Here is a 26,190-nt window from a genome sequence, read left to right as displayed (position 1 = left end):
CTCGTGCAGTAGAGACAGGACACCTCTACCGCAGGTCTGCTAGGCTCCCGCCCCTGCGCCACCGCCTGCCTATATATGAGACTCCCCGCGTGCCCGACGCCATTTTGCGCCTAGCCCTGCCCTCGCCCCTGCGCCGTCTGTTCGACTACCGAGCCCCCGCCGGCGTGCTGCGGGCACAGTTGCAGCCAGGCATGCGCGTGCGCGTGCCGTTCGGGCGTCGGGAAATGATCGGCATTCTGGTGGAAGTCGCCGACCACAGCGAAGTGCCCGCAGAAAAGCTCAAGCCGGCCATCGCGATCCTCGACGCCACTGCGCCGCTGCCACCGGCCCTGTTCAAGCTGTGCCTGTGGACCGCCCAGTATTACCAGCACAGTTTGGGCGATACCTTGAGCTGGGCGCTGCCGGTGCTGCTGCGTCAGGGCGAGCTGGCCGAGGCACGCCAGGAGCGCTTCTGGTCGATGGTGCCCGGCGCGCGCCTCGATGACCCACGCATCGCCCGCGCGCCGCGCCAGCGTGAAGCCCTGGCCACGCTGGCGCAGCATCCCCACGGCGTGGCGCATCAGCTATTGAGCAAGCTGATGCTGAGCAAGGACAGCCTCGACCTGCTGCTGGCCAAGGGCTTGGTGCAGGTGGAAATCCGCAAGCACGCCCCCGACCCACGCCACGAACACTGGCTGGCCCAGCCTGAACTGCCGCTGAACATCGAGCAACGTGCCGCTTATGAAGCAATCCGCGCAGGCTTCGACAGCTTCCATGCGTTCCTGCTGGCGGGCGTGACGGGCAGCGGCAAGACCGAAGTCTATCTGCAGCTCATCCGCGAAACCCTGCAGGCCGGCAAGCAGGCGCTGGTGCTGATCCCCGAGATCAACCTGGGCCCGCAAACCCTGGCGCGTTTCGAGCAGCGCTTCAACGCGCGCATCGCCCTGGTGCATTCGGCGGTCAACGACCGCGAGCGCCTGGAGTCCTGGCTGGCCGCGCGGGACGGCGAAGCCGACATTATTATCGGCACCCGCTCGGCGCTGTTCACGCCGATGAAGAACCCCGGGCTGATCATCATCGACGAGGAGCACGACGGCTCCTATAAACAGCAGGAAGGCCTGCGCTACCACGCCCGCGACCTGGCGCTGGTGCGCGCACGCCAGGAAGACATCCCGATTGTGCTGGGCTCGGCCACGCCGTCCCTGGAAAGCCTGCACAACGCCTACACCGGCCGTTACGGGCTGCTGCGCCTGAATGAGCGTGCAGGCGGCGCCAAGCAACCGCGCTTCCTGCGTCTGGATGTAAAAAGCCGTCCACTGGACAGCGGCATTTCCGGGCCGATGCAGCAAGCCATCGGCCAGACCCTCGCCGCCGGCCAGCAAGTGCTGGTGTTTCTCAACCGCCGAGGGTTTGCGCCGACGTTGCTGTGCCATGACTGCGGCTGGATGTCCGAGTGCGAGCGCTGCGATGCGCGCATGACCGTGCACCAGCGCCACGGCGAGCTGCGCTGCCATCACTGCGGCCATGTTGAACGAGTGCCGCGCCACTGCCCGCAGTGCGGCAAAGTGGATTTGCGCCCAGTGGGCGCGGGCACCGAGCGCGCCGAAGAGCGCCTGGGCGTTCTGTTTCCGGACTACCCGGTGCTGCGGGTCGACCGCGACAGCACCTCGCGCAAAGACGCGATGAACCAGCTGTTCGCGACCATCCAGAAAGGCCAGCCGTGCATCCTGATCGGCACGCAGATGCTTGCCAAGGGGCACCACTTTCCACGGGTGACGCTGGTGTCGATCCTGGATGCCGACGGCGGCCTGTTCTCTGGTGATTTCCGCGCCAGCGAGCGCATGGCGCAGCTGATCGTGCAGGTCGCAGGCCGCGCCGGGCGCGCTGAAGAACCGGGCAAAGTGATTATCCAGACGCACCTGGCCGACCATCCGCTGCTGATCCAGCTGACAGAACAAGGCTACTTCGCCTTCGCCGAACAGGCACTGAGCGAACGCCGCTCTGCCGGCTTGCCGCCCTTCTCACACCTTGCACTGTTGCGGGCCGAAGCCCATAAACCGGGGCAGGCGGAAGGTTTTCTGGATGAGGCGTGCAGCGCCGCCGAACGTTTGCTCGGCGAGTTGGGTCTGACCGGCATCGAATTGCTCGGCCCGGTGCCTGCGCCCATGGAACGCCGCGCCGGGCGTTATCGCGCTCAGCTACTCTTGCAGGCAACGTCCCGCGCGCCCCTGCATCGGCTATTAAGTAGCTGGTTGCTTGCTCTGGAGCAAATGCCCAGTGGCCGCCAGGTGCGATGGTCGTTGGATGTGGACCCGGTAGACCTGTATTGATCACAGGCAAGCCAGCGCCCACATTTTGAAATGTGAACACCTTTAAATGTGGGAGCGGGCTTGCCCGCGATGAGGCCCGCAGGTCCGCCATCTGGTCTGAACGGTTGGCAAGCCCGCCCTCGCCACGGATAATGCCCAGTTTTTCCACCTGCGCATCGCGCGCCGCCGCTTGCGGTCGAAAGAGAACACCATGAAAGACACCATTCGCCAGCTGATCCAACAAGCCCTCACCCAACTCGTCAACGAAGGTGTGTTGCCTGAAGGCCTGACGCCGGCGATCCAGGTGGAAAACACCCGCGACAAGACCCACGGTGACTTCGCCAGCAACATCGCGATGATGCTGTCCAAGCCTGCGGGCATGAAGCCGCGCGACCTGGCGGAAAAAATCATTGCCGCGCTGCCGGCTGACGACAGCGTCACCAAGGCCGAAATCGCCGGCCCTGGCTTCATCAACTTCTTCCAGAACACCCAGGCCCTGGCCTCGCGCCTGGACGCCGCCCTGGCCGACGCCAGGATCGGCGTGCGCAAGGCCGGCCCGCTGCAGCGCGTGGCCATTGACCTGTCGGCACCCAACCTGGCCAAAGAGATGCACGTCGGCCACTTGCGTTCGACCATCATCGGCGACGGCGTGGCGCGGGTGCTGGAGTTCCTCGGCGACACCGTGATCCGTCAGAACCACGTGGGCGACTGGGGCACCCAGTTCGGCATGCTGATGGCCTACCTGCAGGAAAACCCGATCACCAGCAACGAGCTGGCCGACCTGGAAAACTTCTACCGCGCCGCCAAAAAGCGTTTCGACGAATCCGAAGAATTCGCCGACCGCGCCCGTGGCCTGGTGGTCAAGCTGCAAGCCGGTGACGAGGAATGCCTGGCGTTGTGGGGCCGCTTCCGCGAGATCTCGCTGTCGCACTGCCAGGAAATCTACGAACTGCTCAACGTAAAACTGACCATGGCCGACGTGATGGGCGAAAGCGCCTACAACGACGACCTGATCAATGTGGTCAACGACCTCAAGGCCAAAGGCCTGCTGGTCGAGAGCAACGGCGCGCAGTGCGTGTTCCTCGAAGAATTCAAGACCGCCGACGGCGAGCCGCTGCCGGTGATCATCGTCAAGGCCGATGGCGGCTACCTCTACGCCACCACCGACCTGGCGGCCGTGCGCTACCGCAGCGGCGTGCTCAAGGCCGACCGCGCGCTGTATTTCGTCGACCAGCGCCAGGCCCTGCACTTCCAGCAGGTGTTTGAAGTGGCACGCCGCGCAGGTTTCGTCACCCACCCGATGCACATGGAACACATGGGCTTCGGCACCATGAACGGCGCCGATGGCCGCCCGTTCAAGACCCGCGACGGCGGCACCGTGAAGCTGATCGACCTGCTGAACGAAGCCCAGGAACGTGCCTACAACCTGGTGAAGGAAAAGAACCCGGAACTGGCCGAAGCCGAGCTGCGCAACATCGCCCGCGTGGTGGGCATTGGCGCGGTGAAATACGCCGACCTGTCCAAGCACCGCACCAGCGACTACAGCTTCAACTTCGAACTGATGCTCAACTTTGAAGGCAACACCGCGCCGTACCTGCTGTACGCCTACACTCGCGTCGCCGGTGTGTTCCGCAAGCTGGGCAAGGACTTCAGCGAAGTTGAAGGCCAGATCGTGCTGGATGCCGCGCATGAACAGGAACTGGCGGCCAAACTGGCGCAATTCGGCGAAGTGCTGAACAGCGTCGGTGAGAAAGGCACGCCACATATCCTGTGCACCTATTTGTACGAAGTCGCCGGTCTGTTCTCCAGCTTCTACGAGAACTGCCCGATCCTCACCGCCGACGACGAAGCCCAAAAGCAAAGTCGCCTGCGCCTCGCCGCACTGGCTGGACGGACCCTCAAGCAAGGCCTGGAACTGTTAGGCCTGGAAACCCTGGAGCGTATGTAAGTTGGCTGCCAAGAAAAAACCTGCACCCAAGCGCGGCGCCAGCCGCTATCAAGCCCCGGCAAAGAAGCCTATTCCGGGCTGGTTGTGGATGGCCATCGGCCTGGCGGTCGGTGCGTTCGTCGTGATCCTGATGAAGCTGGAGCCGGGCAAGGGCGATGACGTCAAGCGCGTCAAGCAAGAGCAGCAGAAGGCCACGAAAATGGCTGAAGCCAACAAGACGGCGCCAAGCCCGACTGCACCGGTGAAGCCGAAATACGACTTCTACACGCTGCTGCCGGAATCGGAAGTGATTGTGCCGCCCGACGCCGTGCCGGAGAAAACCCTGCCGACGCCGCAAGTGCCGACCACGCCGGTGACGCCAGCGGAAGCGGCGAAAATCGATACCGCGCGGGCGCAAGCTGCGCTGGCCGGGATCACCCCGCCGCCGCCGCCGCCCGTGGCCACCACCAAGGCTGCGCCGGTGACCAAGTTCTTCCTGCAAGCGGGCTCGTTCCCGAAACAGGCAGACGCGGATCGCGTGCGTGCACAGATCATCCTGCTGGGCCAGGCGGTGACGGTGGAGTCCGGCACGGTGAAGGATGCGACCTGGTATCGCGTGCTGGTGGGGCCGTTCAGCAACCGTGAACAGCTGACCGTGGCGCAGAAGCAACTGGCCGGCGCAGGGTTTAGCAACCTGTTGTTACAACAACGCCAGAGCCGCTGATTCAGAGTCAACGCGGATCAAAATGTAGGAGGGGGCTTGCTCCCGATAGCGGTAGATCAGTCACTATTTTTGGCGACTGATGCACCGCCATCGGGGGCAAGCCCCCTCCCACATTCGGTTTTGCGGTGTGCTTGAGAAGGTGTAAGACCTATAAACACCGCCCGTCCGCCATAACCCTCTACGGTTGAAATCCCTCCCGCCACCCCCATATGAGATTCCATCAGGGCATTTTCGCCCCGCTGCGTGGAGACTCTCCCCTTGACCACCATCGTTTCAGTACGTCGCCACGGCAAAGTCGTCATGGGCGGCGACGGCCAGGTTTCCCTTGGCAACACCGTGATGAAAGGCAACGCCAAAAAGGTGCGTCGTCTATACCACGGTCAGGTTCTCGCGGGCTTTGCCGGCGCTACCGCCGACGCCTTCACCCTCTTCGAGCGTTTCGAGGGCCAGCTGGAAAAACACCAGGGCCACCTCGTTCGCGCCGCTGTCGAACTCGCCAAAGAATGGCGTACCGACCGCTCCCTCAGCCGCCTGGAAGCCATGTTGGCCGTCGCCAACAAAGACGCGTCCTTGATCATCACCGGTAACGGCGATGTGGTTGAGCCTGAACATGGCCTGATCGCCATGGGTTCCGGCGGTGGTTATGCCCAAGCGGCCGCCAGCGCCTTGCTGAAGAAAACCGATCTGTCGGCCCGTGAAGTCGTCGAGACTGCCTTGGGCATTGCCGGCGACATCTGCGTGTTCACCAACCACAACTTCACCATTGAGGAGCAGGACCTCGCCGAGTAAGCCGTAGGCTTATTCCCGCTTGAGGCCGCCAAACACTATGTCCATGACTCCCCGCGAAATCGTCCATGAACTTAACCGCCATATCATCGGCCAGGACGATGCCAAGCGCGCCGTTGCCATTGCGCTGCGTAACCGCTGGCGCCGGATGCAATTGCCGGAAGAATTGCGCGTTGAAGTAACGCCGAAGAACATCCTGATGATCGGCCCGACCGGCGTCGGTAAAACCGAAATCGCCCGGCGCCTGGCCAAACTGGCCAACGCCCCGTTCATCAAGGTCGAAGCCACCAAGTTCACCGAAGTGGGCTATGTGGGCCGCGACGTCGAGTCGATCATCCGTGACCTGGCCGACGCCGCCCTGAAGTTGCTGCGCGAACAGGAAATGACCAAGGTCAGCCACCGCGCCGAAGACGCCGCCGAAGAACGCATCCTCGACGCCCTGCTGCCACCGGCGCGCATGGGCTTTAACGAAGACGCCGCGCCGTCATCCGATTCCAATACCCGTCAGCTGTTCCGCAAGCGCCTGCGTGAAGGCCAGCTGGACGACAAGGAAATCGAGATCGAAGTCGCCGAAGTGTCTGGCGTGGATATTTCCGCACCGCCTGGCATGGAAGAAATGACCAGCCAGCTGCAGAACCTGTTCGCCAACATGGGCAAGGGCAAGAAGAAAAGCCGCAAGCTCAAGGTGAAAGAAGCGCTGAAACTGGTGCGCGACGAGGAAGCCGGGCGCCTGGTGAATGAGGAAGAACTCAAGGCCAAGGCGCTGGAAGCGGTCGAGCAGCACGGCATCGTGTTTATCGACGAGATCGACAAGGTGGCCAAGCGCGGTAACTCCGGTGGCGTCGACGTGTCCCGCGAGGGCGTACAGCGTGACCTGCTGCCGCTGATCGAAGGCTGCACCGTGAACACCAAGCTGGGCATGGTCAAGACCGACCACATCCTGTTTATCGCCTCCGGTGCATTCCACCTGAGCAAGCCAAGCGATCTGGTGCCGGAGCTGCAGGGCCGTCTGCCGATTCGTGTGGAACTCAAGGCGCTGACCCCGGGCGACTTCGAACGCATCCTCAGCGAGCCGCATGCGTCGCTTACCGAGCAATACCGTGAGCTGCTGAAAACCGAAGGTTTGGGCATTGAGTTCCTGCCGGACGGGATCAAGCGCCTGGCAGAGATTGCCTGGCAGGTTAACGAGAAGACCGAGAACATCGGTGCGCGTCGTCTGCACACCTTGCTTGAGCGCCTGCTCGAGGAAGTGTCCTTCAGCGCTGGCGACATGGCCGGTGCGCAGAATGGCGAAGCGATCAAGATCGACGCCGACTACGTCAACAGCCACCTGGGCGAATTGGCGCAGAACGAAGACCTGTCTCGTTATATCCTGTAAGCCTTTTAGAAAAAGGCGTATGTAGGAGCCTGGCTTTTGTGGGAGCTGGCTTTTGTGGGAGCTGGCTTGCCTGCGATAGCATCACCTCAGTGTTTCTGAAACACCGAGGTGCCTGCATCGCGGGCAAGCCCGGCTCCCACAGAAGCCCTCCCACATTTTTGAGCCGGTTTCTTCAGGATTATTATCAATGTCGAAATTTCCTACTGCCGTAAACCTGCACAAAACCTCCAACACCCTCGGCCTCACCTACGGGCCCGACGAGGTCTACCAGCTCCCCGCCGAACTATTGCGCACCCACTCACCTTCCGCCGAGGTCCAGGGCCACGGCAAACCCATCCTGCAATTCGGCAAGATCAACGTCAGGCTGATCAAGGTAGAACCGGCCGGTCAGTACGCACTGAAATTGACCTTCGACGACGGCCATGACAGCGGACTGTTCACCTGGGACTACCTCTACCAGTTGGCCGTGCGCCAGGAAGCCCTGTGGGCCGACTATCTTGCTGAGCTCAAAGCAGCCGGTAAAACCCGCGACCCGAGCGAGTCGGTCGTGCGGCTGATGCTCTAACTCAGGCGTCTTGCTCTTTAGAGGGCATTTTCTAATTTCATCTGCTTGAATGCCCTGTCGCGTGGTCAACGATTGGCCCGCTTGCGAAAAAAATTAAACTCGGGTAACCAATGGAACTGGCAAGTTCCCTGCATTTGACGATGCGGTATCAACGGTCACCCGAGTCGCAGTACCAGGCTGGTGTCGTGTATCGAAATTGGGTGCGCAGCAATCGCCGGTACTCGTCTTTCGGACAATGGAGCGTCGTAGATGAGTAACAAGAATAACGATGACTTGAAACGCCAGGCCTCTGAAAACACCCTGGGGCTAAACCCGATCATCGCGTTACGAAAAAAGGACTTACTCGCTTCGGCGAAGATGGTGCTGACCCAAGCCATCAAGCAACCGTTACACAGCGTCAAACACGTCGCGCATTTCGGTGTTGAGTTGAAGAACGTGATGTTCGGCAAGTCCGCGCTTGTGCCTGAAGGCGATGACCGTCGCTTCAGCGACCCGGCGTGGAGCCAGAACCCGCTCTACAAACGTTACCTGCAAACCTACCTGGCGTGGCGCAAGGAACTGCACGACTGGATCGGCGACAGCAACCTGTCGGATCAGGACATCAGCCGCGGCCACTTCGTGATCAACCTGATGACCGAAGCCATGGCCCCCACCAACAGCGCGGCCAACCCGGCGGCGGTCAAACGCTTCTTTGAAACCGGCGGCAAAAGCCTGCTCGATGGCTTGTCCCATCTGGCCAAGGACATGGTGCACAACGGCGGCATGCCGAGCCAGGTCAACATGGGTGCCTTCGAAGTGGGCAAGACCCTGGGCACCACCGAAGGCGCCGTGGTCTTTCGCAACGACGTGCTGGAGCTGATCCAGTACAAGCCGATCACCGAACAGGTGCACGAGCGCCCACTGCTGGTGGTGCCGCCGCAGATCAACAAATTCTATGTATTCGACCTGAGCCCGGAAAAGAGCCTGGCGCGCTTCTGCCTGCGTAATGGCCAGCAGACGTTTATCGTCAGCTGGCGCAACCCGACCAAGGCCCAGCGCGAGTGGGGCCTATCGACCTATATCGAGGCGCTCAAGGAAGCGGTCGATGTGGTCACGGCGATTACCGGCAGCAAAGACATCAACATGCTCGGCGCCTGCTCCGGCGGTATCACCTGCACCGCGCTGCTGGGCCACTACGCGGCGCTGGGGGAGAAGAAGGTCAACGCCCTGACCTTGCTGGTGAGCGTGCTGGACACCACGCTGGACACCCAGGTAGCGCTGTTCGTCGACGAACAGACCCTGGAGGCAGCCAAGCGCCACTCCTACCAGGCCGGCGTGCTGGAAGGCCGCGACATGGCCAAGGTGTTTGCCTGGATGCGCCCCAACGACCTGATCTGGAACTACTGGGTCAATAACTACCTGCTGGGCAACGAGCCGCCGGTGTTCGACATCCTCTTCTGGAACAACGACACCACGCGTTTGCCGGCCGCCTTTCACGGCGACCTGATTGAACTGTTCAAGAACAACCCGCTGGTGCGTGCCAACGCACTGGAAGTGTGCGGCACGCCGATCGACCTCAAGCAGGTTACCGCCGACATCTACTCACTGGCCGGCACCAACGACCACATTACGCCGTGGCAATCCTGCTACAAGTCGGCGCAGTTGTTTGGCGGCAAGGTCGAGTTTGTGTTGTCCAGCAGTGGGCATATCCAGAGCATCCTCAACCCGCCGGGCAACCCCAAGGCACGCTACCAGACCAGCGATGGCCTGGCGGGCAAGGCGCTGGAATGGCAGGAAAATGCGACCAAACACACTGACTCGTGGTGGCTGCATTGGCAGGTGTGGCAGGCAGAGCGCGCGGGAAAAATGAAGAAAGCACCTACAAGCCTGGGTAACAAGACCTATGCCGCCGGCGAGGCGGCGCCGGGTACTTATGTGCATGAACGATAAATAAATTTTGTGCTTGAAATGAGGTCAATGTGGGAGCTGGCTTGCCTGCGAAAGCGGTGGGTCAGCTAGATGATGAGCTAACTGACAGATTGCTATCGCAGGCAAGCCAGCTCCCACATTGACCGTGTTCCCGCAGGGAAATAGCGCCATTTTGCAGGGTAAGCCCATGCCGCAACCGTTCATCTTCCGTACCATCGACCTGGATGGCCAAGCCATCCGCACGGCGGTACGCCCGGGCAAGCCTCACTTGACGCCGTTGCTGATTTTCAACGGCATCGGCGCCAACCTTGAGCTGGTGTTTCCGTTCGTCCAGGCGCTGGACCCGGACCTGGAAGTGATCGCCTTCGATGTGCCCGGCGTCGGTGGTTCCTCGACACCGAGTCGGCCCTATCGCTTTCCTGGCCTGGCCAAACTCACCGCGCGCATGCTCGATTACCTCGACTACGGCCAAGTGAATGCCGTGGGTGTGTCCTGGGGCGGCGCGCTCGCGCAGCAGTTCGCCTATGACTACCCGGAGCGCTGCAAAAAACTCATCCTCGCCGCCACCGCTGCCGGTGCATTTATGGTGCCGGGCAAGCCCAAGGTGCTGTGGCTGATGGCAAGCCCACGGCGCTATATCCAACCGTCCCACGTGGTGCGCATCGCGCCGATGATTTATGGCGGCTCGTTCCGGCGTGACGCGAAACTGGCCGCCGAGCACGCCAGCAAAGTGCGCTCGGCCGGCAAGCTCGGCTATTACTGGCAGCTGTTCGCCGGGCTGGGCTGGACCAGCATTCACTGGCTGCACAAGATCCGCCAACCCACGCTGGTGCTGGCGGGCGACGACGACCCGCTGATTCCGCTGATCAATATGCGCATGCTGGCCTGGCGGATTCCCAACGCGCAGTTGCACATCATCGATGACGGTCACCTGTTCCTGATCACCCGGGCCGAAGCCGTGGCGCCGATCATCATGAAGTTTCTCGAAGAGGAGCGCCTGCGGGCCGTGATTCACCCGCGACCGGCCGTGTAAGGACCGCACCGCCGCGCAACTTGCCGAGAACCGACTATGGTTCTGAATTGGCGTGCCCGTTGTTGCCTTGACGAAGGAGTGTTGGCTCATGCGAGAAAGACCCGTGACGAACCCGGCGCCCACCCCTGCCGTGTTCATCAACGCGCAAAATGCAATCACCGGCCTGCGCGGTCGGGATTTGCTGGCGACCCTGCGCAGCGTCGCCGCCCACGGCTTGCGCAACCCGGTGCACACCGCGCGCCACGCCCTGGCGCTGAGTGGTCAGCTGGGCCGCGTGCTGCTGGGCGAAACCGTGCATGAGCCCAACCCCAACGACGCGCGCTTCATTGACCCGACCTGGAAGCTCAACCCGTTGTACCGCCGCAGCCTGCAAGCCTATTTGAGCTGGCAGAAACAAACCCGCCACTGGATCGACGACAGCACCCTCAACCCTGACGATCGCGCCCGCGCGCACTTTGCGTTCTCGCTGCTCAACGATGCGGTGTCGCCCTCCAACACCTTGCTCAACCCACTGGCCGTCAAGGAACTGCTCAACTCCGGCGGCAACAGCGTGGTGCGCGGCGTGAGCAACCTAGTTGATGATTTGCTGCACAACAACGGCCTGCCCCGCCAGGTCAGCAAGCATGCGTTCGAAGTCGGCAAGACCGTGGCGACCACACCCGGCTCGGTGGTGTTTCGCAACGAGCTGCTGGAGCTGATCCAGTACAAACCCATGAGCGAAAAACAGTACGCCAAGCCGCTGCTGATCGTGCCGCCGCAAATCAACAAGTACTACATTTTTGACCTCAGCCCAGCCAACAGCTTTGTGCAGTACGCACTGAAAAACGGCCTGCAGACGTTTATGGTCAGCTGGCGTAACCCGGATGTGCGTCACCGAGAATGGGGCCTGTCCACCTACGTCGCCGCGCTGGAGGAAGCGCTGAACGTGTGCCGCGCGATTACCGGGGCCCGCGAAGTCAACCTGATGGGCGCCTGCGCGGGTGGCCTGACCATCGCCGCACTGCAAGGCCATCTGCAAGCCAAGCGCCAGTTGCGACGCATCTCCAGCGCCAGTTACCTGGTGAGCCTGCTGGACAGCCAGATCGACAGCCCCGCCACTCTGTTCGCCGATGAGCAGACCCTGGAAGCCGCCAAGCGCCGTTCCTACCAGCAAGGCGTGCTCGACGGCCGGGACATGGCCAAGGTGTTTGCCTGGATGCGTCCCAACGACCTGATCTGGAACTACTGGATCAATAATTACCTGCTGGGCAAGGAGCCGCCGGCGTTCGACATCCTGTACTGGAACAACGACAACACGCGCCTGCCTGCCGCGCTGCATGGCGACTTGCTGGACTTCTTCAAGCACAACCCGTTGAGCCATCCCGGTGGCCTGGAGGTGTGCGGCACGCCTATCGACCTGCAGAAAGTCACGGTGGACAGCTTCAGCGTGGCGGGCATCAACGACCACATCACGCCGTGGGATGCGGTGTATCGCTCCACGCAATTGCTGGGCGGTGAGCGGCGCTTCGTGCTGTCCAACAGCGGGCATGTGCAGAGCATTCTCAACCCGCCGGGCAACCCCAAGGCCAATTACGTCGAAAACCTCAAGCTGAGCAGCGACCCGCGTGCCTGGTACTACGACGCCCACCACGTCGAAGGCAGCTGGTGGCCGCAGTGGCTGGAGTGGATTCAACAACGCTCCGGCGTGCAGCGCGAAACCCTCACCGCCCTGGGCAACCAGAATTACCCACCGATGGAAGCGGCGCCGGGCACTTACGTGCATGTGCGCTGAGCTCAACGATCACATTAAGAAGACTGGATGAAGACCCGCGACCGTATCCTTGAATGTGCCTTGCAGTTGTTCAACCACAAGGGCGAACCGAACGTGTCGACCATGGAGGTAGCCAATGAAATGGGGATCAGCCCCGGCAACCTCTACTACCACTTCCATGGCAAGGAGCCGTTAGTGCTCGGGCTGTTCGAGCGCTTTCAGAATGAACTGGCGCCGCTGCTTGACCCGCCGGCGGACGCGCAACTCAGCGCCGAGGATTACTGGCTGTTCCTGCACCTGATCGTCGAGCGCATGGCCCATTACCGGTTCCTGTTTCAGGACCTGTCAAACCTGGCGGGGCGCCTGCCAAAGCTGGCCAAGGGCATTCGCACCTTGCTCACGGCGCTCAAGCGCACGCTGGCATCGCTGCTTGCGCGTTTGAAGGCGGCGGGGCAGTTGGTCAGTGATACCCAGGCACTGGGCCAATTGGTAGAGCAGATCACTCTGACGCTGCTGTTTTCGCTGGACTACCAGCGCATCCTCGACCGAGAAGGCGAAGTGCGCGTGGTGGTGTACCAGATCATGATGCTGGTGGCGCCGCACTTGCTGTTGCCGGCACGGCAGGCGACCGAGAAGTTTGCCCTGAAATATCTGGATGATCTGGATTGAAAATGTGGGAGCGGGCTTGCCCGCGATAGCGGTGAGTCAGTTAGCACCTATGTCATCGGCAGACCGCAATCGCGGGCAAGCCCGCTCCCACATTGGAACTATGTGGGTAATAAGATCGCCAATAAAAAACGCCCGACCTTCACAGGCCGGCGTTTTTTGTGCCCTGAAAAAATCAGGACTGACTGGATGGCGTCGGGGTTGCCGGCGATGCAGTCGGGGCAGTAGCAGCGTGCGTCGGTGCGGACACCGAGTTGGCTGTCGAAGCGGTCGGCGCCGGCGTTGCAGGCTTGGCCGCAACCGCCGGTTTTGCCGCTGCTGGTTTTTTCGCTACAGCAGGCTTCTTGGCGGCGGCTGGTTTTGCCGCTGGCTTGGCCGCCACAGCTTTGGCAGCCGGTTTTGCCGCGGCTGGCTTGGCTGCAGATTTCGCGGCAGGCTTGGCAGCGGGTTTTGCAGCAGCCGTTTTAGCCGCAGGTTTCGCAGCCGCCTTGGCAGCAGGTTTAGCCGCTGGCTTGGTGGCTGCTTTAGCGGCCACGGGTTTAGCAGCAGACTTGGCGGCAGGTTTAGCAGCGGCTGTTTTAGCGGCAGGCTTGGCAGCCGGTTTAGCCGCGGCTTTGGCTGGAGCCTTGGCCGCAGGTTTGGCAGCGGGTTTAGCCGCCGCTTTAACCAGAGGCTTGGTTGCAGCTTTCGCAGCAGGTTTAGCCGCAGCCGTTTTAGCGGCAGGCTTGGCAGCTGGTTTGGCCGCTGCGGTTTTAGCCGGGGCCACTTTTGCGCCCGTGAGCTTTTCGATTTGACGGGTCAGCGTATCGACCTTGCCGTGCAGCGTCTTCAGCTCAGCTTTGCTCGGCACGCCCAGTCGCGAAATGGCACTGTTAAGGCGCTTGTCGAAAGTTTCTTCCAACTTGCCCCACGTGTCAGAAATGCTCGACTTGGCAGAACCCGCACTCGCCTTTGCCGCTTCTACTTTCTTACCGACTGTAGTCTTGGTCAACTTCTCGGCCTTTTCGCCGTCCTTGACCAAAGTCTCGAAGTACTTACCGCCGTCACTGCTAACCTTCGAGTACACGCCTAAACCAGCAAGCCAGATCTTACGGGAATATTTTTCAACTTCCCCGATCCACGAGCTGCCTTCTTTCTGAGTAGTCTTTTTAACAGCCATCCCGATGTCTCCTTAGTGTTTACGCGCGACACGTTCTAGCAATGCCGTCAGCTCTTCGAGCTTAGCAGAGAGTGTCTCAACGTCATGTTTAGACGCAATGCCGATCCGATTCAAGGCACTTGCAACACGCGTGTCAAAAGCTTTTTCAACTTTATCCAGTTGAACTTCAACCAAGCCTTTGACGCTTGAGACATTACTCTTTACTTGATCAATCTGACTGTTGGCAGCATCAAGTTGTTCAACGACAACTTTTTTACCTTTACTTTCAACATGTTGACCAGTCTTAACCAGCTCTTTGAAGTACTCGCTGCCTTCATTGCCGACCTTGGCGTAGGCACCAAGACCTGCCAGCCAGATCTTGCGGGCGTAGCTTTTAACGTCACTCAGGGCGGTGGTCTGAATGTCGATTTTTTTCTTCAAAATAACTTTGGCCATGGTGCACCTCACGCAAATCAGGGTCGAGGAACGGCCCACAGGAGTTGGGGGCTTGGGCACAAAGTAGGGTGAAAAATTAGAATCGGCACCCTAAGCGCACTCGAATCAGGCCAACGCCTTATCCACGGCTTTCTCGATTTCGGATTTGATAGTGCCACTCATGGCCGACATCAACAGGCCGAGTTCCACATCAATGCGCAGCGATTCATCCGCTACAAGTACCGTGCCTTTCACCCCGGACCGTTTGAGCATCAGGGTGTCGCCGGACCACGTGGGCTCAAGGCCATATTGCTCTTTGAGTTTGTGCGCCAACTTCTCGGCCTTCGCCCGCGCGCCTTCTTTACCCAGGGAATGTGCACGCTCTACGGTAATACGGGCCATTGCAATGACTCCTCTTTATAACGACTCAGAACACCTGCCATGCGGCAAAAGGTCTCGGTGACCGTCTATCTTACCTTCAGCCTTGCCAAGACAAAGCAAGCCTTGGGGATTATCATGTCCCGCATTCTCTTTTGGTGACAGCGATATGACTGATCAGCGCAAAGGCAGCGATGCCGAACCCACCACTCACTTCGGCTTCAAGAACGTTCCGGAAAGCCAGAAAGCGGAAAAAGTCGCTGAGGTGTTCCACTCCGTAGCCGCCAAGTACGACCTGATGAACGACGTGCTGTCGGGCGGCATGCACCGCCTGTGGAAGCGCTTCACTATCGAGTTGTCGGGTGTACGCACCGGCAACCGCGTGCTGGACATTGCCGGCGGCACGGGCGACCTGGCCGCCAAGTTCTCCAAGCTCGTCGGCCCGACCGGCCAGGTGGTGCTGGCGGATATCAACGGCTCGATGCTCAAGGTTGGCCGTGATCGCCTGCTGGATAAAGGCGTGGCCGGCAACATCGAATTCGTCCAGGCCGACGCTGAAAAGCTGCCGTTCCCGGACAACCATTTCGACTGCGTGACCATCGCCTTCGGCCTGCGCAACGTAACCCACAAAGAAGACGCCATCCGTTCGATGCTGCGTGTGCTCAAGCCGGGTGGCCGCCTGCTGGTGCTGGAGTTCTCCAAGCCGACCAACGCGCTGATGTCCAAGGTCTACGACACCTACTCGTTCGCCTTCATGCCGTTGATGGGCAAGCTGATCACCAATGACGCCGAGAGCTACCGCTACCTGGCCGAATCGATCCGCATGCACCCCGACCAGGAAACGCTGAAGTCGATGATGGTAGACGCCGGTTTCGACCGCGTGACCTACCACAACATGACCTCCGGCATCGTCGCCCTGCACCGCGGCATCAAACCCTGATGCTGTTCGCAGGCCTTCTCGCCAGCGTTGAACACGGCCTCAACCGTGTGCTGCGCCTGGACAGCACCGCCCTGGCGCGGCTCGCGCACTTGAACGGCAAAATCATTGCCGTCGACTGCACGAGCCCCGCCTTGCAGCTGTTTATCCTGCCCAGCGATGAAGGCGTGCTGCTCGCGACCCAATGGGCCGCCGAAGCCGACTGCACCCTGCGTGCGCCCGCCTCGAGCCTGTTGCACCTGGTGCTGAGCCGCAACAAAACCGCCATCCTCCACGGCCCCGACGTGGAACTGGAAGGCGACAGCGCGGTGCTGATGGACCTGGCCGCCGTGCTGCAAGACCTGGAACTGGATTGGGAATACGAGCTGTCACGCTGGATCGGCCCCGTGGCTACCCAGTTGATCAGCGGGCACCTGCGCAGCCGCTCGCGCTGGTACCAGCAAGGGTTCGCCGCCCTCAACCAGAACCTTGCCGAATACCTGAGCGAAGAATCGCGCACCCTGGTCGGAGAACGGGAAGCGCAAGCGCGCTTTCGCGAACTCGACAAGGCCAAAATCGACCTGGAACGCCTCGAAGCGCGCGTTGAGCGCCTGAGCCGTTCCCTTGATCCAAGCGATAACGCATGAAGCTGCTCGCCGTCCGCCGTCTGTTTCGTATCCAGCGCGTCGTAATCCGCTACCGCCTCGATGACCTGCTGTTCGCCCTGCCCTTGCCGTGGTTTCTGCTGGCGGTGCGCTATGTGCTGCCGTGGCGCTGGTTCCCGCGCAGACCGCTGGAGCTGAGTCGTGGCGCGCGCCTGCGCCTGGCGTTGCAGGATTTGGGGCCGATTTTTATCAAGTTCGGGCAGATCCTCTCCACCCGCCGCGACCTGTTGCCCGAAGACATCGCCGACGAGTTGATGCTGCTGCAGGACCGCGTGCCGCCGTTTGATTCCCAACAGTCGATGAAGCTGATCGAAGAGCAGTTGGGCAAAAAAATCAGCGAAGTATTCAGCCGTTTCGACGTCGACCCGCTGGCTTCGGCCTCGGTCGCACAAGTGCACGCCGCGCAGCTCAAAACTGGCGAAGAAGTGGTGGTGAAGGTGATTCGCCCCGGCCTCAAGCCGATCATTGGCCAGGACCTGGCGTGGCTGTTCATTCTTGCGCGCGCCGCCGAGCGCTTCTCCGCCGACGCACGCCTGCTGCACCCGGTGGACGTGGTCGCCGACTACGAAAAAACCATCTACGACGAACTCGACCTGCTGCGCGAGGCCGCCAACGCCAGCCAGCTCAAGCGCAACTTCGAAGGCTCGCAACTGCTGTACGTGCCGCAAGTGTATTGGGACTGGTGCCGCCCCAAAGTGCTGGTGATGGAGCGCATCTACGGCGTGCAAGTGACCGACCTCGCCACCCTGGCCGACCAGCGTACCGACATGAAAATGCTCGCCGAGCGCGGCGTGGAGATCTTCTTCACCCAGGTGTTCCGCGACAGTTTCTTCCACGCCGACATGCACCCGGGCAACATCTTCGTCAGCACCGTCAACCCGTGGAGCCCGCAGTACATTGCGATCGACTGCGGCATCGTCGGCAGCCTGACCCCGGAAGACCAGGATTACCTGGCGCGCAACCTGTTCGCCTTCTTCAAGCGTGACTACCGCCGCGTGGCGCAACTGCACATCGATTCGGGCTGGGTGCCGGCAGAAACCAAGCTCAACGAATTCGAAGCGGCCATCCGCACCGTGTGCGAACCGATCTTTGAAAAACCGTTAAAAGATATTTCATTCGGCCAGGTACTGATGCGCCTGTTCCAGACCGCGCGGCGCTTCAATATGGAAGTGCAGCCGCAACTGGTGCTGCTGCAGAAAACCCTGCTCAACATCGAAGGCCTGGGCCGTCAGCTGTACCCCGACCTCGACCTGTGGAACACCGCGCAGCCGTTCCTGGAGCGCTGGATGCGTGAGCGGGTCAGCCCGAAAACCTTGCTGGGCAACCTGCAAAGCCAGGTCGAGCAACTGCCGCACCTGGCCAACATGACGCGCGACCTGCTCGAGCGCATGTCCCAGCCCCACGCCAAAGACCCCGCGCCGCCCTGGCAGAAGCGCAAGGACGATTGGTTCCTGCGCCTGCTGGGCGCCGCGCACCTGGTCGGCGGTGTGATGCTGGCCATCGGTGGGCCGCTGAACCAACTGGGCCACTGGCCGGCCGGCATCATGGTCGCCGTGGGTGTTTATCTGATCGTGCGTCGATAGCCGATCCGGTTATACACTGTCGCAAATTGCCGGAGCGGAACATGAAAGACTGGCTGGACGAGATCAAATGGGACAGTGACGGCCTGGTGCCGGCCATTGCCCAGGACTACAAGACCGGGCGCGTGCTGATGATGGCCTGGATGAACCGTGAGGCCCTGAGCCTCACTGCCACTGAGCAGCGCGCCATTTACTGGTCACGTTCGCGTGGCAAACTGTGGCGCAAGGGCGAAGAGTCCGGGCACGTGCAAACCCTGCACGAGATGCGCATCGACTGCGACGCCGACGTGGTAATCCTCAAAGTCGAGCAGATCGGCGACATCGCCTGCCACACCGGCCGTCACAGCTGCTTCTATCGCGTGTTCGAGAATGGCGAATGGAAGGTGGTCGAACCGGTGCTCAAAGACCCGCACGCCATTTACTCGGCAGGACACTAGACATGAGCGATACCCTCAACCGCGTGGCCCAGGTGCTGGAAGACCGCAAAGGCGCGGACGCCGACAGCTCCTATGTCGCCAGCCTGTACCACAAGGGTTTGAACAAGATTCTGGAAAAACTCGGCGAGGAATCCGTCGAAACCATCATTGCTGCCAAGGATGCGCAAATCAGCGGCGACTGCAGCGATGTCATCTACGAAACCGCTGACCTATGGTTCCATAGCCTGGTCATGCTCGCCCAACTGGGGCAGCATCCGCAGGCAGTGCTGGATGAACTGGACCGTCGCTTCGGCTTGTCCGGGCATGCCGAAAAGGCCTCGCGCCCGTCCACCTGAATAACTTTTACAGAGGAATTGCAGCATGGGCATTTTTGACTGGAAACACTGGATCGTCATTCTGGTGGTGGTGGTACTGGTGTTCGGCACCAAGAAACTCAAAAACCTGGGCACTGACGTGGGCGAGTCGATCAAGGGCTTTCGCAAAGCCATGAACGACGATGAAAAGCCCGCCGAACCTGCCGCCAACCCGGTCCCCCGGCGCAGCCTGTGCACCCGCAGGCCACCCAGCCCATCACCGAGCGTCGTACCTTCGACGTGCAGGCTGAAAAAGTCCAAGAGCCGACCCGCAAAGACTCGTGAGCACTGACTAATGTTTGGTATCAGCTTCTCTGAACTGCTCCTCGTCGGCCTCGTCGCCCTGCTGGTATTGGGGCCGGAACGCCTGCCCGGTGCCGCGCGCACGGCCGGCCTATGGATCGGGCGCCTGAAACGCAGTTTCAACGCCATCAAACAGGAAGTTGAACGGGAAATCGGCGCTGACGAGATTCGCCGCCAACTGCACAACGAACATATCCTTTCGCTGGAGCAGGAAGCGCGCAAGATTCTGTCGCCGGTCAATGAGCCGAGCAAACCGACAGAGCCCGTGGCCGAGCACAGCATCGCGCCGCCGGCTGCGGCTGATGCTGCCCCCGTGATGGAACACACCCCGGCACCCACCGCACCTGCCCCGACAGCGCCAGCGCCGACGCCCGTTGCGTCGCCCGCTCCCCATGACCCTACATTGCCGCCGCGAGCCCCATGAGCGCTGATAAACCGGAAAACGACCAGCACATGCCGCTGGTCTCGCACCTCACCGAGCTGCGTACCCGCCTGCTGCGTTGCGTAGCGGCGATCTTCATCATCTTTGCCGGGCTGTTCGCCTTCACCCAGCAGATCTACACCTTCGTTTCGACACCGCTGCGCCAGTACCTGCCGGCCGGCGCGACGATGATCGCCACCGACGTGTCGTCACCGTTCCTGACGCCGTTGAAGCTGACCATGATGGTTTCGCTGTTCCTGGCGATCCCGGTGATCCTGCACCAGATCTGGGGCTTTATCGCGCCGGGCCTGTACAAGCATGAGAAACGCATCGCGGTGCCATTGCTGGTGTCGAGCATCCTGCTGTTCTACACCGGCATGGCCTTCGCCTATTTCCTGGTGTTCCCGCTGATCTTCAAGTTCTTCGCCGCCGCCACCCCGGCCGGTGTGGAGATGATGACCGACATCACCAGTTACCTCGACTTCGTGATGACGCTGTTCTTCGCCTTTGGCGTGGCCTTTGAAATCCCGGTCGCCGTGGTGCTGCTGGTATGGATCGGCGTGGTTGACGTCAAGTACCTGAAGAAAGTGCGCCCGTACGTGATCATCGGTTGCTTTGTGGTCGGCATGATCCTGACGCCACCGGACATCTTCTCGCAGACCCTGTTGGCTGTGCCGATGTGGATGCTGTTCGAGATCGGCATCCTGTTTGGCAGTTTGATCAGCAAACGTGGCGAGCATCCGGATGACCAACCCGCCGACGACGATCAACCGCCAGCGACCCAGCCGTGAACCTGCTGCTGCTTGAGGAGGCCGACTTTATCGCGGCCGACCGGGTGATTCTGCGTGATCGGCGCCTGGTGCATATGCAGGACGTCCACCGCGCAGTGGTGGGTGACAACCTGCGTGTGGGGCGCATTGGCGGGCTGATGGGCAACGCCCAACTGCTGCGCCTGGAACCGGGCGAAGCCGAACTGCAAGTCAGCTTCGACCTGCAGCCGCCGGCCAAACTGCCGCTGACCCTGCTGCTGGCCCTGCCGCGCCCGAAGATGCTGCGCCGAGTGCTGCAAACCGTCGCAGCCATGGGCGTGCCCAAGGTGGTGCTGGTCAACAGCTACCGCGTGGAGAAGAGCTTCTGGCAAACCCCGTTCCTTGAGCCCGAGGCGATTCGCGAGCAGTTGGTTCTGGGTCTGGAGCAGGCGCGCGATACGGTGCTGCCCGAGATCGTTATCGAAAAGCGCTTCAAGCCGTTCGTCGAAGATCGCCTGCCAGCCATGACCGCAGGCACCCTCGGCCTGATCGGCCACCCCGGCGACTACCCAGCCTGCCCGCGTGCGCTGGATGAACCGGTAACGCTGGCCATCGGCCCGGAAGGTGGCTGGATACCCTACGAAGTGGACCTGCTGACCAAAGCCGGCTTGCAACCCGTGCAGCTCGGCGCACGAATCCTGCGCGTAGAAACCGCCGTGACCGCCCTGCTCGCCCGCCTGTTCTAAACCTCGCCGTTTGCTGCCCAGCGGGCTTTTTGTGGGGGCTTGCCCCGCGTTGGGGCGCGAAGCAGCCCAAAAACGGTCAACTGGGTATGCCTGACATACGGCGTTGCTCTGACTGGGGCTGCTGCGCAGCCCAACGCGGGGCAAGCCCGCTCGCCACAAAAAACCTGCCCACCTCAAACGCGCAACATGATCCATCGCGCCTACAGAATAGTCCTGCGCAGCCGATAGCCTCTGAATAAGTCCAAGCCTTGTTCAAAGGGAGTTCGCAGTATGTATCGTTGGTTAGCCGAAAAACTGGGGAATGTGAGCGTCAACCGCAAGCTGAGCATTGGCTTTGGCTTGGTGTTAGTCCTGACGTTGTTGACCACCTTCACCGGCTGGACCGGCCTGGGCGATGTGATCAGTCGCGGTGACAAACTGGGCTTTATCTCCAGCCTCAACGGCCTGACCAAAGACCTGCGCCTGGCACGCCTGGACTTCGAAATGCGTCGCGGCGAACAAGGCACGGATGCGGTCAACAGCCTACTTACCCAGCTGGACAACGGCCTTAAAACCGCACAAACCCTGATCGAGCAACCCGACGACAAGGCCCTGGTGGAGCAACAACAGGAGGCCTTGAACCAATACAGAAAAGCCTTCGCCACCATGGTCCAGGCCGGTTTGAAGCGCGAAGGCGCGCGCAGCAAGCTCGGCGACACCGCCGACAACGCCGTGGCCAAGACCAATGAGGTCGAGAAGGCGCTGCTGCAAGGTGACAGCGTTACCCAGTTCAACAGCGTGGTCGACTTGAGCAAGCTGATCCAGCAATCACGCTTCCAGGTGCGCGGCTACACCTACAGCGCCAAGACGGAGGCCGAGCAGCCTGCCCTGGATGCCATCGACAACGCCCTGAAGAAAATCACCGAACTGGAAGGCCAATTGCCTGCCCAGTACCAGGCCAACCTGCAAGAAGCCGGCGTGTCGCTGCAAGCCTATCGCACCGCCGTCAGCCAGTACCGCGACTCCCAGGTCGCCAGCGCTGCGGCCCTGAAAATCATGACCGAGCAAGGCGATATCCTGCTGGGCCACAGCGAAAAACTCACCGTCTCGCAAACCGCAGTACGCGATGCCGACGCGGCGCATGCCAAGCAGCTGTTGCTGCTGGCCACCGTACTGGCGCTGATCTTCGGCGTGGTCGCCGCCTGGGCCATCACGCGCCAAATCGTCATTCCGCTGAACCAGACGCTCAAAGTCGCTGAGCACGTCGCCTCCGGCGACCTGAGCCACAACCTCAACTCTGCGCGCCAGGATGAGTTGGGGCAGCTGCAACGCGCCACGCAAAGCATGACCGTCGGCCTGCGCGAGCTGATCGGCGGCATCAGCGATGGCGTCACTCAGATCGCCAGCGCCGCCGAGCAACTGTCGGCCGTCACCGAGCAGACCAGCGCGGGGGTCAATAGCCAAAAGGTCGAGACCGATCAGGTGGCCACTGCCATGAATGAAATGGCGGCCACCGTGCAGGAAGTGGCGCGTAACGCCGAGGAAGCCTCTGAAGCCGCCGTGGCCGCTGACCAGCAGGCCCGCGAAGGCGACAAGGTCGTGGGTGAAGCCATCGCCCAGATCGAGCGCCTGGCCACTGAGGTGGGCAATTCCACCGAAGCCATGGGCCATCTGAAGCGCGAAAGCGACAAGATCGGCAGCGTGCTCGACGTGATCAAGTCGGTCGCCCAGCAAACCAACTTGCTGGCGCTTAACGCCGCGATCGAGGCCGCGCGTGCCGGTGAAGCCGGACGTGGCTTTGCCGTGGTCGCCGATGAGGTGCGCAGCCTGGCCCAGCGTACGCAGAAGTCCACTGAAGAGATCGAAGAGCTGATCGTCGGCCTGCAAAGCGGCACCCAGCAGGTGGCCACCATCCTGGACAACAGCCGTGGCCTCACCGACAGCAGCGTCGAGCTGACCCGTCGGGCCGGCAACGCGCTGGGCAATATTACCCGCACCGTCTCGACCATTCAGGCGATGAACTCGCAGATCGCCACCGCCGCCGAGCAGCAGAGTGCCGTGGCCGAAGAGATCAACCGCAGTGTACTGAATGTGCGCGATGTGTCTGAACAGACCTCTTCGGCCAGTGAGGAAACCGCCGCCTCCAGTGCCGAACTGGCGCGCCTGGGGATTTACTTGCAAACCCTGGTAGGCCGCTTCCGCATCTGAGCCGCCTTGCACGGCGGCCGACCCGAGCCGCCGAATCCATTGAGCGTTTGAGCCTGTTTCGGCTCACCCGCTTGCAGGCACCGTGCCGGGGAAGATTAATCGCGGTGTGATGAGGGTGCGGTGTGTCGCCACACCCCGCGGCGGCCGGTGCTCAGTTGACCCAGTCGTGCCCGGCGTTGAGGTTTACAGGACCTGACGCAGGAAGGCCTGGGCCCGCGGGTCTTTCGGCGCGTCAAAGAACGCGGCAGGAGACGCGTCTTCCAGCAATTTGCCATGGTCGAAAAACAGCACGCGGTCGGCCACTTCGCGGGCAAAACCCATCTCGTGGGTGACGCAGACCATGGTCATGCCTTCCAGGGCGAGGGTCTTCATCACGTCCAGCACTTCACCGACCATTTCCGGGTCCAGCGCCGAAGTGGGCTCGTCAAACAGCATGACCTTGGGTTCCATCGCCAACGCGCGGGCGATGGCCACGCGCTGTTGCTGTCCACCGGACAAACGTGACGGAAACTCGTTGGCCTTTTGCGCAATGCCGACCTTTTCGAGCAGCGCCAGGGCCTTGGCCTCGCGCTCTTGTTTGCCGCGCTTGCGCACGACTTTTTGCGCCAGGCACAGGTTTTCCAGCACCGTCATGTGCGGGAACAGGTTGAAATGCTGGAACACCATGCCGACTTCGCGGCGGTAGGCGTTCACGTCGGTTTTCGGGTCAGCCAGTTGCAGGCCGTCGATGCTGACGGAGCCCGAGTCGAATGCTTCCAAACCATTCAGGCAACGCAGGAAGGTGGATTTGCCGGAACCCGACGGGCCGATCACCACCAGCACTTCGCCCTTGGCGACTTGGGTGGTGACGTGGTCCACCGCGCGCACCACGTGACCACGGGTGTCGAAGACTTTTACCAGATCGCGGACTTCAATCACTTTGCGCGAGCCTCCGCTCAAGCCGGCTGGCCATTTTCGACAGCGGCAGGTTGATCAGCAGGTACAGGCCTGCCACACAGAACAGAATTTCAAACGGCGAGAACGAGGTGGTGATCACCTCGCGGCCACTTTTGAGCAGCTCGGTAATCGCGATTACCGACACCAGCGACGTGTCCTTGACCAGGCTGATAAATTGCCCGGCCAAAGGCGGCAGCACACGCTTGAACGCTTGCGGCAATACCACATGGCGCATCGACTGGCTGGCACTGAGGCCCAGCGAACGCGCGGCTTCATTCTGGCCGCGGGTGATCGACTGCACACCGGCGCGCACGATTTCCGCCACATAAGCGCCAGTGAACAGCGACAGCGCCGCGATCCCGGCAAACTCCCGCGACAGATTGAGCACCGTGCCGATGAAGAAATAGAAAATGAAGATCTGCACCAACAGCGGCGTACCGCGTACCAGCTCGACGTAGATCGTCGACAGGTCGCGCAGGGTCGGGTTACTGGACAGACGGCACAGGCCGGTTGCCAAACCGATCGCCAGGCCGAGAATGCCGGACACCACCGAGAGCCACAATGTGGTCCACAAGCCCCACATCAACGGCCCCAGCGCCCAATGCCGGGTGACGCCCACCACGTCGCCCTCGGCAACATCGTCGCCACGCGACACTTGCAGGCTGTTGTCGGCCACGGTGAGCTTTTGCTCAGTGCCGGCGTCGTTGCGCAGGGTCACTTCAGCGACGTCGCCTTTGTGCACCAGTTCCACCACGGTGGAGATGTCGGCGGCGCGCTGCGACGTTTCGGCCTGATAGGCGAAGTACTGCGGCACGCGGTTCCAGCGCCACTCGTAAGACATCAGCGAGGTGGCGTAGTACAACGCGCCAGCCAGGCCAACCAGCACGACCACGGTCAGCAGGTGCCAGGGCCATTGGGCTTTTTTCTGTTTCATTTCACTTTCCGAAGATGTATCGCCTGGCATGCCGTCATCGCGGGCAAGCCCGCTCCCACAAGGGAACGCATTTCAACTGTGGGAGCTGGCTTGCCTGCGATGAAGTCGACTGGGTGTCAGCCCTTATTCCATGTCCTTGAGCCACTCGGCGCTCTTGAACCACTTGTCATGGATGCGATCGTAGGTGCCGTCGTTGCGGATCTGGTGCAGGAAGTTATTGATGTAGTTGAGGCTGTCGTAATCGCCTTTTTTCAGGCCGAACGCCAACGGCTCGAAGGTGAAGGGTTCTTCCAGGAACACCAGTTTGCCGTTGCCGACCTTTTTCTCGGCAACCACGTTGTACGGCGCGTCATACACAAAGGCATCAGCCTTGCCATTGACCACGTCGAGCACGCCTTCCTGCTCGTTGTCATAGCCGTGGTACTTGGCTTTGGAGATCAGCTTTTTGGCGACCATCTCACCGGTGGTGCCCAGCTTGGAGGTCAGGCGGTATTTCTCATCGTTGAGGTCTTTGTAGGACTTGATGGTGCCTTCCAGGTCCTTGCGAATCAGCAACGTCTGGCCGACCACGATGAAGGGTTCGCTGAAATTGAGTCGCAGGTTGCGTTCCTGAGTCAGCGTCATGCCGCTGCCGATCATGTCGAACTTGCCGGTCAGGAAGGCCGGGATGATGCCGTCGTAACCGGTGGACACCAGCTCCAGTTTGACGCCCATCGATTTGGCCATGGCCTTGAGGATGTCGACTTCAAAGCCGATGATGTCACCGCGCTTGTCTGTCATTTCGAACGGCATGTAAGTCGGGTCCATGCCGACTTTCAGCGTGCCGCGCTTGACCGCATCATCGATGGCGCCAGCGTGGGCCGCAGTGGCCGCGACCAGCGCGGTGACGCCGAGCATCAGCATCGAAAGATACTTTTTCATCATCAAGTCCCCTGAACGGTTCTTATAAAGTCGGCGCGCAAAAGGGCTGCACCAATTCGGGGTGCG

At 61.2% G+C, this 26,190-nt stretch carries 25 protein-coding genes and 2 pseudogenes; 21 read left to right on the top strand and 6 right to left on the bottom strand.

From position 1 onward, the window contains the following. The first annotated feature begins 89 nt into the window (after window positions 1-89). The 10 genes from AB5I78_RS02505 (at window position 90) to AB5I78_RS02460 (ending at window position 13,028) form a co-directional block, all read left to right on the top strand. Entirely contained in the window at window positions 90-2,309 is a 2,220-nt protein-coding gene (locus AB5I78_RS02505) for a primosomal protein N' (RefSeq protein ID WP_369301636.1), read from the top strand. A 190-nt stretch (window positions 2,310-2,499) separates the two neighbouring features. Beyond that, the gene (gene argS / locus AB5I78_RS02500) at window positions 2,500-4,236 is read left to right on the top strand and encodes an arginine--tRNA ligase (protein ID WP_242198799.1); all 1,737 of its coding nucleotides are present in this window, start codon (window positions 2,500-2,502) and stop codon (window positions 4,234-4,236) included. Between the two features lies 1 nt (window position 4,237). Further along, window positions 4,238-4,939, top strand: a complete 702-nt coding sequence (locus AB5I78_RS02495; RefSeq protein WP_053253947.1) for an SPOR domain-containing protein — start codon at window positions 4,238-4,240, stop codon at window positions 4,937-4,939. 258 nt (window positions 4,940-5,197) lie between these two features. Continuing rightward, a complete protein-coding gene (gene hslV, locus AB5I78_RS02490; protein WP_003237338.1) occupies window positions 5,198-5,728 on the top strand; it encodes an ATP-dependent protease subunit HslV in 531 nt (176 codons plus the stop codon). Between the two features lie 37 nt (window positions 5,729-5,765). Then, window positions 5,766-7,103 (top strand): ATP-dependent protease ATPase subunit HslU, encoded by a 1,338-nt coding sequence (hslU, locus tag AB5I78_RS02485; protein ID WP_008439258.1) that lies wholly within the window; start codon window positions 5,766-5,768, stop codon window positions 7,101-7,103. Window positions 7,104-7,290: 187 nt separating this feature from the next. Then, window positions 7,291-7,668: a gamma-butyrobetaine hydroxylase-like domain-containing protein gene (locus AB5I78_RS02480; protein ID WP_145159973.1), complete on the top strand. Its 378-nt coding sequence runs from the start codon at window positions 7,291-7,293 to the stop codon at window positions 7,666-7,668. A gap of 249 nt (window positions 7,669-7,917) precedes the next feature. After that, on the top strand, window positions 7,918-9,597 hold the full coding sequence (gene phaC / locus AB5I78_RS02475; RefSeq protein WP_369301638.1) for a class II poly(R)-hydroxyalkanoic acid synthase: 1,680 nt from the start codon (window positions 7,918-7,920) through the stop codon (window positions 9,595-9,597). A 166-nt stretch (window positions 9,598-9,763) separates the two neighbouring features. Next, on the top strand, window positions 9,764-10,609 hold the full coding sequence (gene phaZ, locus AB5I78_RS02470; protein ID WP_106577519.1) for a poly(3-hydroxyalkanoate) depolymerase: 846 nt from the start codon (window positions 9,764-9,766) through the stop codon (window positions 10,607-10,609). Window positions 10,610-10,697: 88 nt separating this feature from the next. Next, window positions 10,698-12,380: a class II poly(R)-hydroxyalkanoic acid synthase gene (gene phaC, locus AB5I78_RS02465; RefSeq protein ID WP_262207982.1), complete on the top strand. Its 1,683-nt coding sequence runs from the start codon at window positions 10,698-10,700 to the stop codon at window positions 12,378-12,380. Between the two features lie 27 nt (window positions 12,381-12,407). Further along, window positions 12,408-13,028 (top strand): TetR/AcrR family transcriptional regulator, encoded by a 621-nt coding sequence (locus AB5I78_RS02460; RefSeq protein ID WP_145159967.1) that lies wholly within the window; start codon window positions 12,408-12,410, stop codon window positions 13,026-13,028. Window positions 13,029-13,200: 172 nt separating this feature from the next. Here the strand turns inward: AB5I78_RS02460 and AB5I78_RS02455 are convergent, their stop codons facing one another. The 3 genes from AB5I78_RS02455 to AB5I78_RS02445 all read right to left on the bottom strand — a co-directional run bounded on the left by AB5I78_RS02455 (window position 13,201) and on the right by AB5I78_RS02445 (window position 15,000). After that, window positions 13,201-14,184: a phasin family protein gene (locus AB5I78_RS02455; protein WP_369301641.1), complete on the bottom strand. Its 984-nt coding sequence runs from the start codon at window positions 14,182-14,184 to the stop codon at window positions 13,201-13,203. A 12-nt stretch (window positions 14,185-14,196) separates the two neighbouring features. Beyond that, window positions 14,197-14,619, bottom strand: coding sequence for a phasin family protein (locus AB5I78_RS02450; protein ID WP_369301643.1), 423 nt, complete (start codon window positions 14,617-14,619; stop codon window positions 14,197-14,199). 105 nt (window positions 14,620-14,724) lie between these two features. After that, the gene (locus AB5I78_RS02445) at window positions 14,725-15,000 is read right to left on the bottom strand and encodes a polyhydroxyalkanoic acid system family protein (RefSeq protein WP_242198787.1); all 276 of its coding nucleotides are present in this window, start codon (window positions 14,998-15,000) and stop codon (window positions 14,725-14,727) included. Window positions 15,001-15,145: 145 nt separating this feature from the next. Between AB5I78_RS02445 and ubiE the strand changes: the two genes are divergently transcribed. From ubiE to AB5I78_RS02390, 11 genes and pseudogenes are all read left to right on the top strand, one after another. Next, a complete protein-coding gene (gene ubiE, locus AB5I78_RS02440; protein WP_106577513.1) occupies window positions 15,146-15,916 on the top strand; it encodes a bifunctional demethylmenaquinone methyltransferase/2-methoxy-6-polyprenyl-1,4-benzoquinol methylase UbiE in 771 nt (256 codons plus the stop codon). Next, on the top strand, window positions 15,916-16,539 hold the full coding sequence (locus AB5I78_RS02435) for an SCP2 domain-containing protein (RefSeq protein ID WP_369301644.1): 624 nt from the start codon (window positions 15,916-15,918) through the stop codon (window positions 16,537-16,539). The genes ubiE and AB5I78_RS02435 overlap by 1 nt, the downstream gene beginning before the upstream one ends. Then, complete coding sequence (gene ubiB, locus AB5I78_RS02430; RefSeq protein WP_145159957.1) at window positions 16,536-18,140, top strand: ubiquinone biosynthesis regulatory protein kinase UbiB; 1,605 nt, start codon at window positions 16,536-16,538, stop codon at window positions 18,138-18,140. The genes AB5I78_RS02435 and ubiB overlap by 4 nt, the downstream gene beginning before the upstream one ends. Before the next feature lie 41 nt (window positions 18,141-18,181). Next, the gene (gene hisI / locus AB5I78_RS02425) at window positions 18,182-18,574 is read left to right on the top strand and encodes a phosphoribosyl-AMP cyclohydrolase (RefSeq protein ID WP_012721796.1); all 393 of its coding nucleotides are present in this window, start codon (window positions 18,182-18,184) and stop codon (window positions 18,572-18,574) included. A gap of 2 nt (window positions 18,575-18,576) precedes the next feature. Beyond that, entirely contained in the window at window positions 18,577-18,909 is a 333-nt protein-coding gene (locus AB5I78_RS02420; RefSeq protein ID WP_049710425.1) for a phosphoribosyl-ATP diphosphatase, read from the top strand. A gap of 25 nt (window positions 18,910-18,934) precedes the next feature. Beyond that, window positions 18,935-19,212 (top strand): annotated as a pseudogene (locus tag AB5I78_RS02415) (twin-arginine translocase TatA/TatE family subunit). A 10-nt stretch (window positions 19,213-19,222) separates the two neighbouring features. Further along, window positions 19,223-19,654, top strand: coding sequence for a Sec-independent protein translocase protein TatB (tatB, locus tag AB5I78_RS02410; RefSeq protein ID WP_369301646.1), 432 nt, complete (start codon window positions 19,223-19,225; stop codon window positions 19,652-19,654). After that, complete coding sequence (tatC, locus tag AB5I78_RS02405) at window positions 19,651-20,442, top strand: twin-arginine translocase subunit TatC (protein WP_106577507.1); 792 nt, start codon at window positions 19,651-19,653, stop codon at window positions 20,440-20,442. The genes tatB and tatC overlap by 4 nt, the downstream gene beginning before the upstream one ends. Then, window positions 20,439-21,146, top strand: coding sequence for a 16S rRNA (uracil(1498)-N(3))-methyltransferase (locus tag AB5I78_RS02400; protein WP_145159953.1), 708 nt, complete (start codon window positions 20,439-20,441; stop codon window positions 21,144-21,146). The genes tatC and AB5I78_RS02400 overlap by 4 nt, the downstream gene beginning before the upstream one ends. A gap of 270 nt (window positions 21,147-21,416) precedes the next feature. Further along, window positions 21,417-22,448 (top strand): annotated as a pseudogene (locus AB5I78_RS02395) (methyl-accepting chemotaxis protein); the annotation flags it as partial. A gap of 21 nt (window positions 22,449-22,469) precedes the next feature. Then, window positions 22,470-23,333: a methyl-accepting chemotaxis protein gene (locus tag AB5I78_RS02390; protein WP_370004708.1), complete on the top strand. Its 864-nt coding sequence runs from the start codon at window positions 22,470-22,472 to the stop codon at window positions 23,331-23,333. A gap of 183 nt (window positions 23,334-23,516) precedes the next feature. Here the strand turns inward: AB5I78_RS02390 and AB5I78_RS02385 are convergent, their stop codons facing one another. The 3 genes from AB5I78_RS02385 to AB5I78_RS02375 form a co-directional block, all read right to left on the bottom strand. Continuing rightward, entirely contained in the window at window positions 23,517-24,251 is a 735-nt protein-coding gene (locus AB5I78_RS02385; RefSeq protein ID WP_369301648.1) for an amino acid ABC transporter ATP-binding protein, read from the bottom strand. Then, window positions 24,244-25,203 carry an amino acid ABC transporter permease gene (locus AB5I78_RS02380; RefSeq protein WP_145159947.1) on the bottom strand — a complete coding sequence of 320 codons (960 nt, stop codon included), beginning with the start codon at window positions 25,201-25,203 and terminating at the stop codon, window positions 24,244-24,246. Before AB5I78_RS02380 ends, AB5I78_RS02385 begins: the two co-directional genes overlap by 8 nt. Window positions 25,204-25,326: 123 nt before the next feature. Further along, a complete protein-coding gene (locus tag AB5I78_RS02375) occupies window positions 25,327-26,124 on the bottom strand; it encodes a transporter substrate-binding domain-containing protein (protein ID WP_145159945.1) in 798 nt (265 codons plus the stop codon). Window positions 26,125-26,190: the final 66 nt, after the last annotated feature.

This window comes from Pseudomonas sp. N2-3-1-14, from assembly GCF_041228395.1.
Taxonomy (GTDB): domain Bacteria; phylum Pseudomonadota; class Gammaproteobacteria; order Pseudomonadales; family Pseudomonadaceae; genus Aquipseudomonas.
Note: the sequence above shows the minus strand (reverse complement) of the source record. Positions and strands in the feature narration are given on the sequence as shown.

Excerpts from the sequence above, each read along its gene's own strand:
- AB5I78_RS02445 (WP_242198787.1), bottom strand. The coding sequence starts at position 15,000 with ATGGCCCGTATTACCGTAGAGCGTGCACATTCCCTGGGTAAAGAAGGC.
- ubiB (WP_145159957.1), top strand. The coding sequence starts at position 16,536 with ATGAAGCTGCTCGCCGTCCGCCGTCTGTTTCGTATCCAGCGCGTCGTA.
- AB5I78_RS02480 (WP_145159973.1), top strand. The coding sequence starts at position 7,291 with ATGTCGAAATTTCCTACTGCCGTAAACCTGCACAAAACCTCCAACACC.
- tatC (WP_106577507.1), top strand. The coding sequence starts at position 19,651 with ATGAGCGCTGATAAACCGGAAAACGACCAGCACATGCCGCTGGTCTCG.
- tatB (WP_369301646.1), top strand. The coding sequence starts at position 19,223 with ATGTTTGGTATCAGCTTCTCTGAACTGCTCCTCGTCGGCCTCGTCGCC.
- AB5I78_RS02455 (WP_369301641.1), bottom strand. The coding sequence starts at position 14,184 with ATGGCTGTTAAAAAGACTACTCAGAAAGAAGGCAGCTCGTGGATCGGG.
- AB5I78_RS02450 (WP_369301643.1), bottom strand. The coding sequence starts at position 14,619 with ATGGCCAAAGTTATTTTGAAGAAAAAAATCGACATTCAGACCACCGCC.
- AB5I78_RS02420 (WP_049710425.1), top strand. The coding sequence starts at position 18,577 with ATGAGCGATACCCTCAACCGCGTGGCCCAGGTGCTGGAAGACCGCAAA.
- argS (WP_242198799.1), top strand. The coding sequence starts at position 2,500 with ATGAAAGACACCATTCGCCAGCTGATCCAACAAGCCCTCACCCAACTC.
- hisI (WP_012721796.1), top strand. The coding sequence starts at position 18,182 with ATGAAAGACTGGCTGGACGAGATCAAATGGGACAGTGACGGCCTGGTG.
- ubiE (WP_106577513.1), top strand. The coding sequence starts at position 15,146 with ATGACTGATCAGCGCAAAGGCAGCGATGCCGAACCCACCACTCACTTC.
- AB5I78_RS02375 (WP_145159945.1), bottom strand. The coding sequence starts at position 26,124 with ATGAAAAAGTATCTTTCGATGCTGATGCTCGGCGTCACCGCGCTGGTC.
- phaC (WP_369301638.1), top strand. The coding sequence starts at position 7,918 with ATGAGTAACAAGAATAACGATGACTTGAAACGCCAGGCCTCTGAAAAC.
- AB5I78_RS02380 (WP_145159947.1), bottom strand. The coding sequence starts at position 25,203 with ATGAAACAGAAAAAAGCCCAATGGCCCTGGCACCTGCTGACCGTGGTC.
- AB5I78_RS02435 (WP_369301644.1), top strand. The coding sequence starts at position 15,916 with ATGCTGTTCGCAGGCCTTCTCGCCAGCGTTGAACACGGCCTCAACCGT.
- phaC (WP_262207982.1), top strand. The coding sequence starts at position 10,698 with ATGCGAGAAAGACCCGTGACGAACCCGGCGCCCACCCCTGCCGTGTTC.
- phaZ (WP_106577519.1), top strand. The coding sequence starts at position 9,764 with ATGCCGCAACCGTTCATCTTCCGTACCATCGACCTGGATGGCCAAGCC.
- AB5I78_RS02460 (WP_145159967.1), top strand. The coding sequence starts at position 12,408 with ATGAAGACCCGCGACCGTATCCTTGAATGTGCCTTGCAGTTGTTCAAC.
- hslU (WP_008439258.1), top strand. The coding sequence starts at position 5,766 with ATGTCCATGACTCCCCGCGAAATCGTCCATGAACTTAACCGCCATATC.
- AB5I78_RS02390 (WP_370004708.1), top strand. The coding sequence starts at position 22,470 with ATGACCGTCGGCCTGCGCGAGCTGATCGGCGGCATCAGCGATGGCGTC.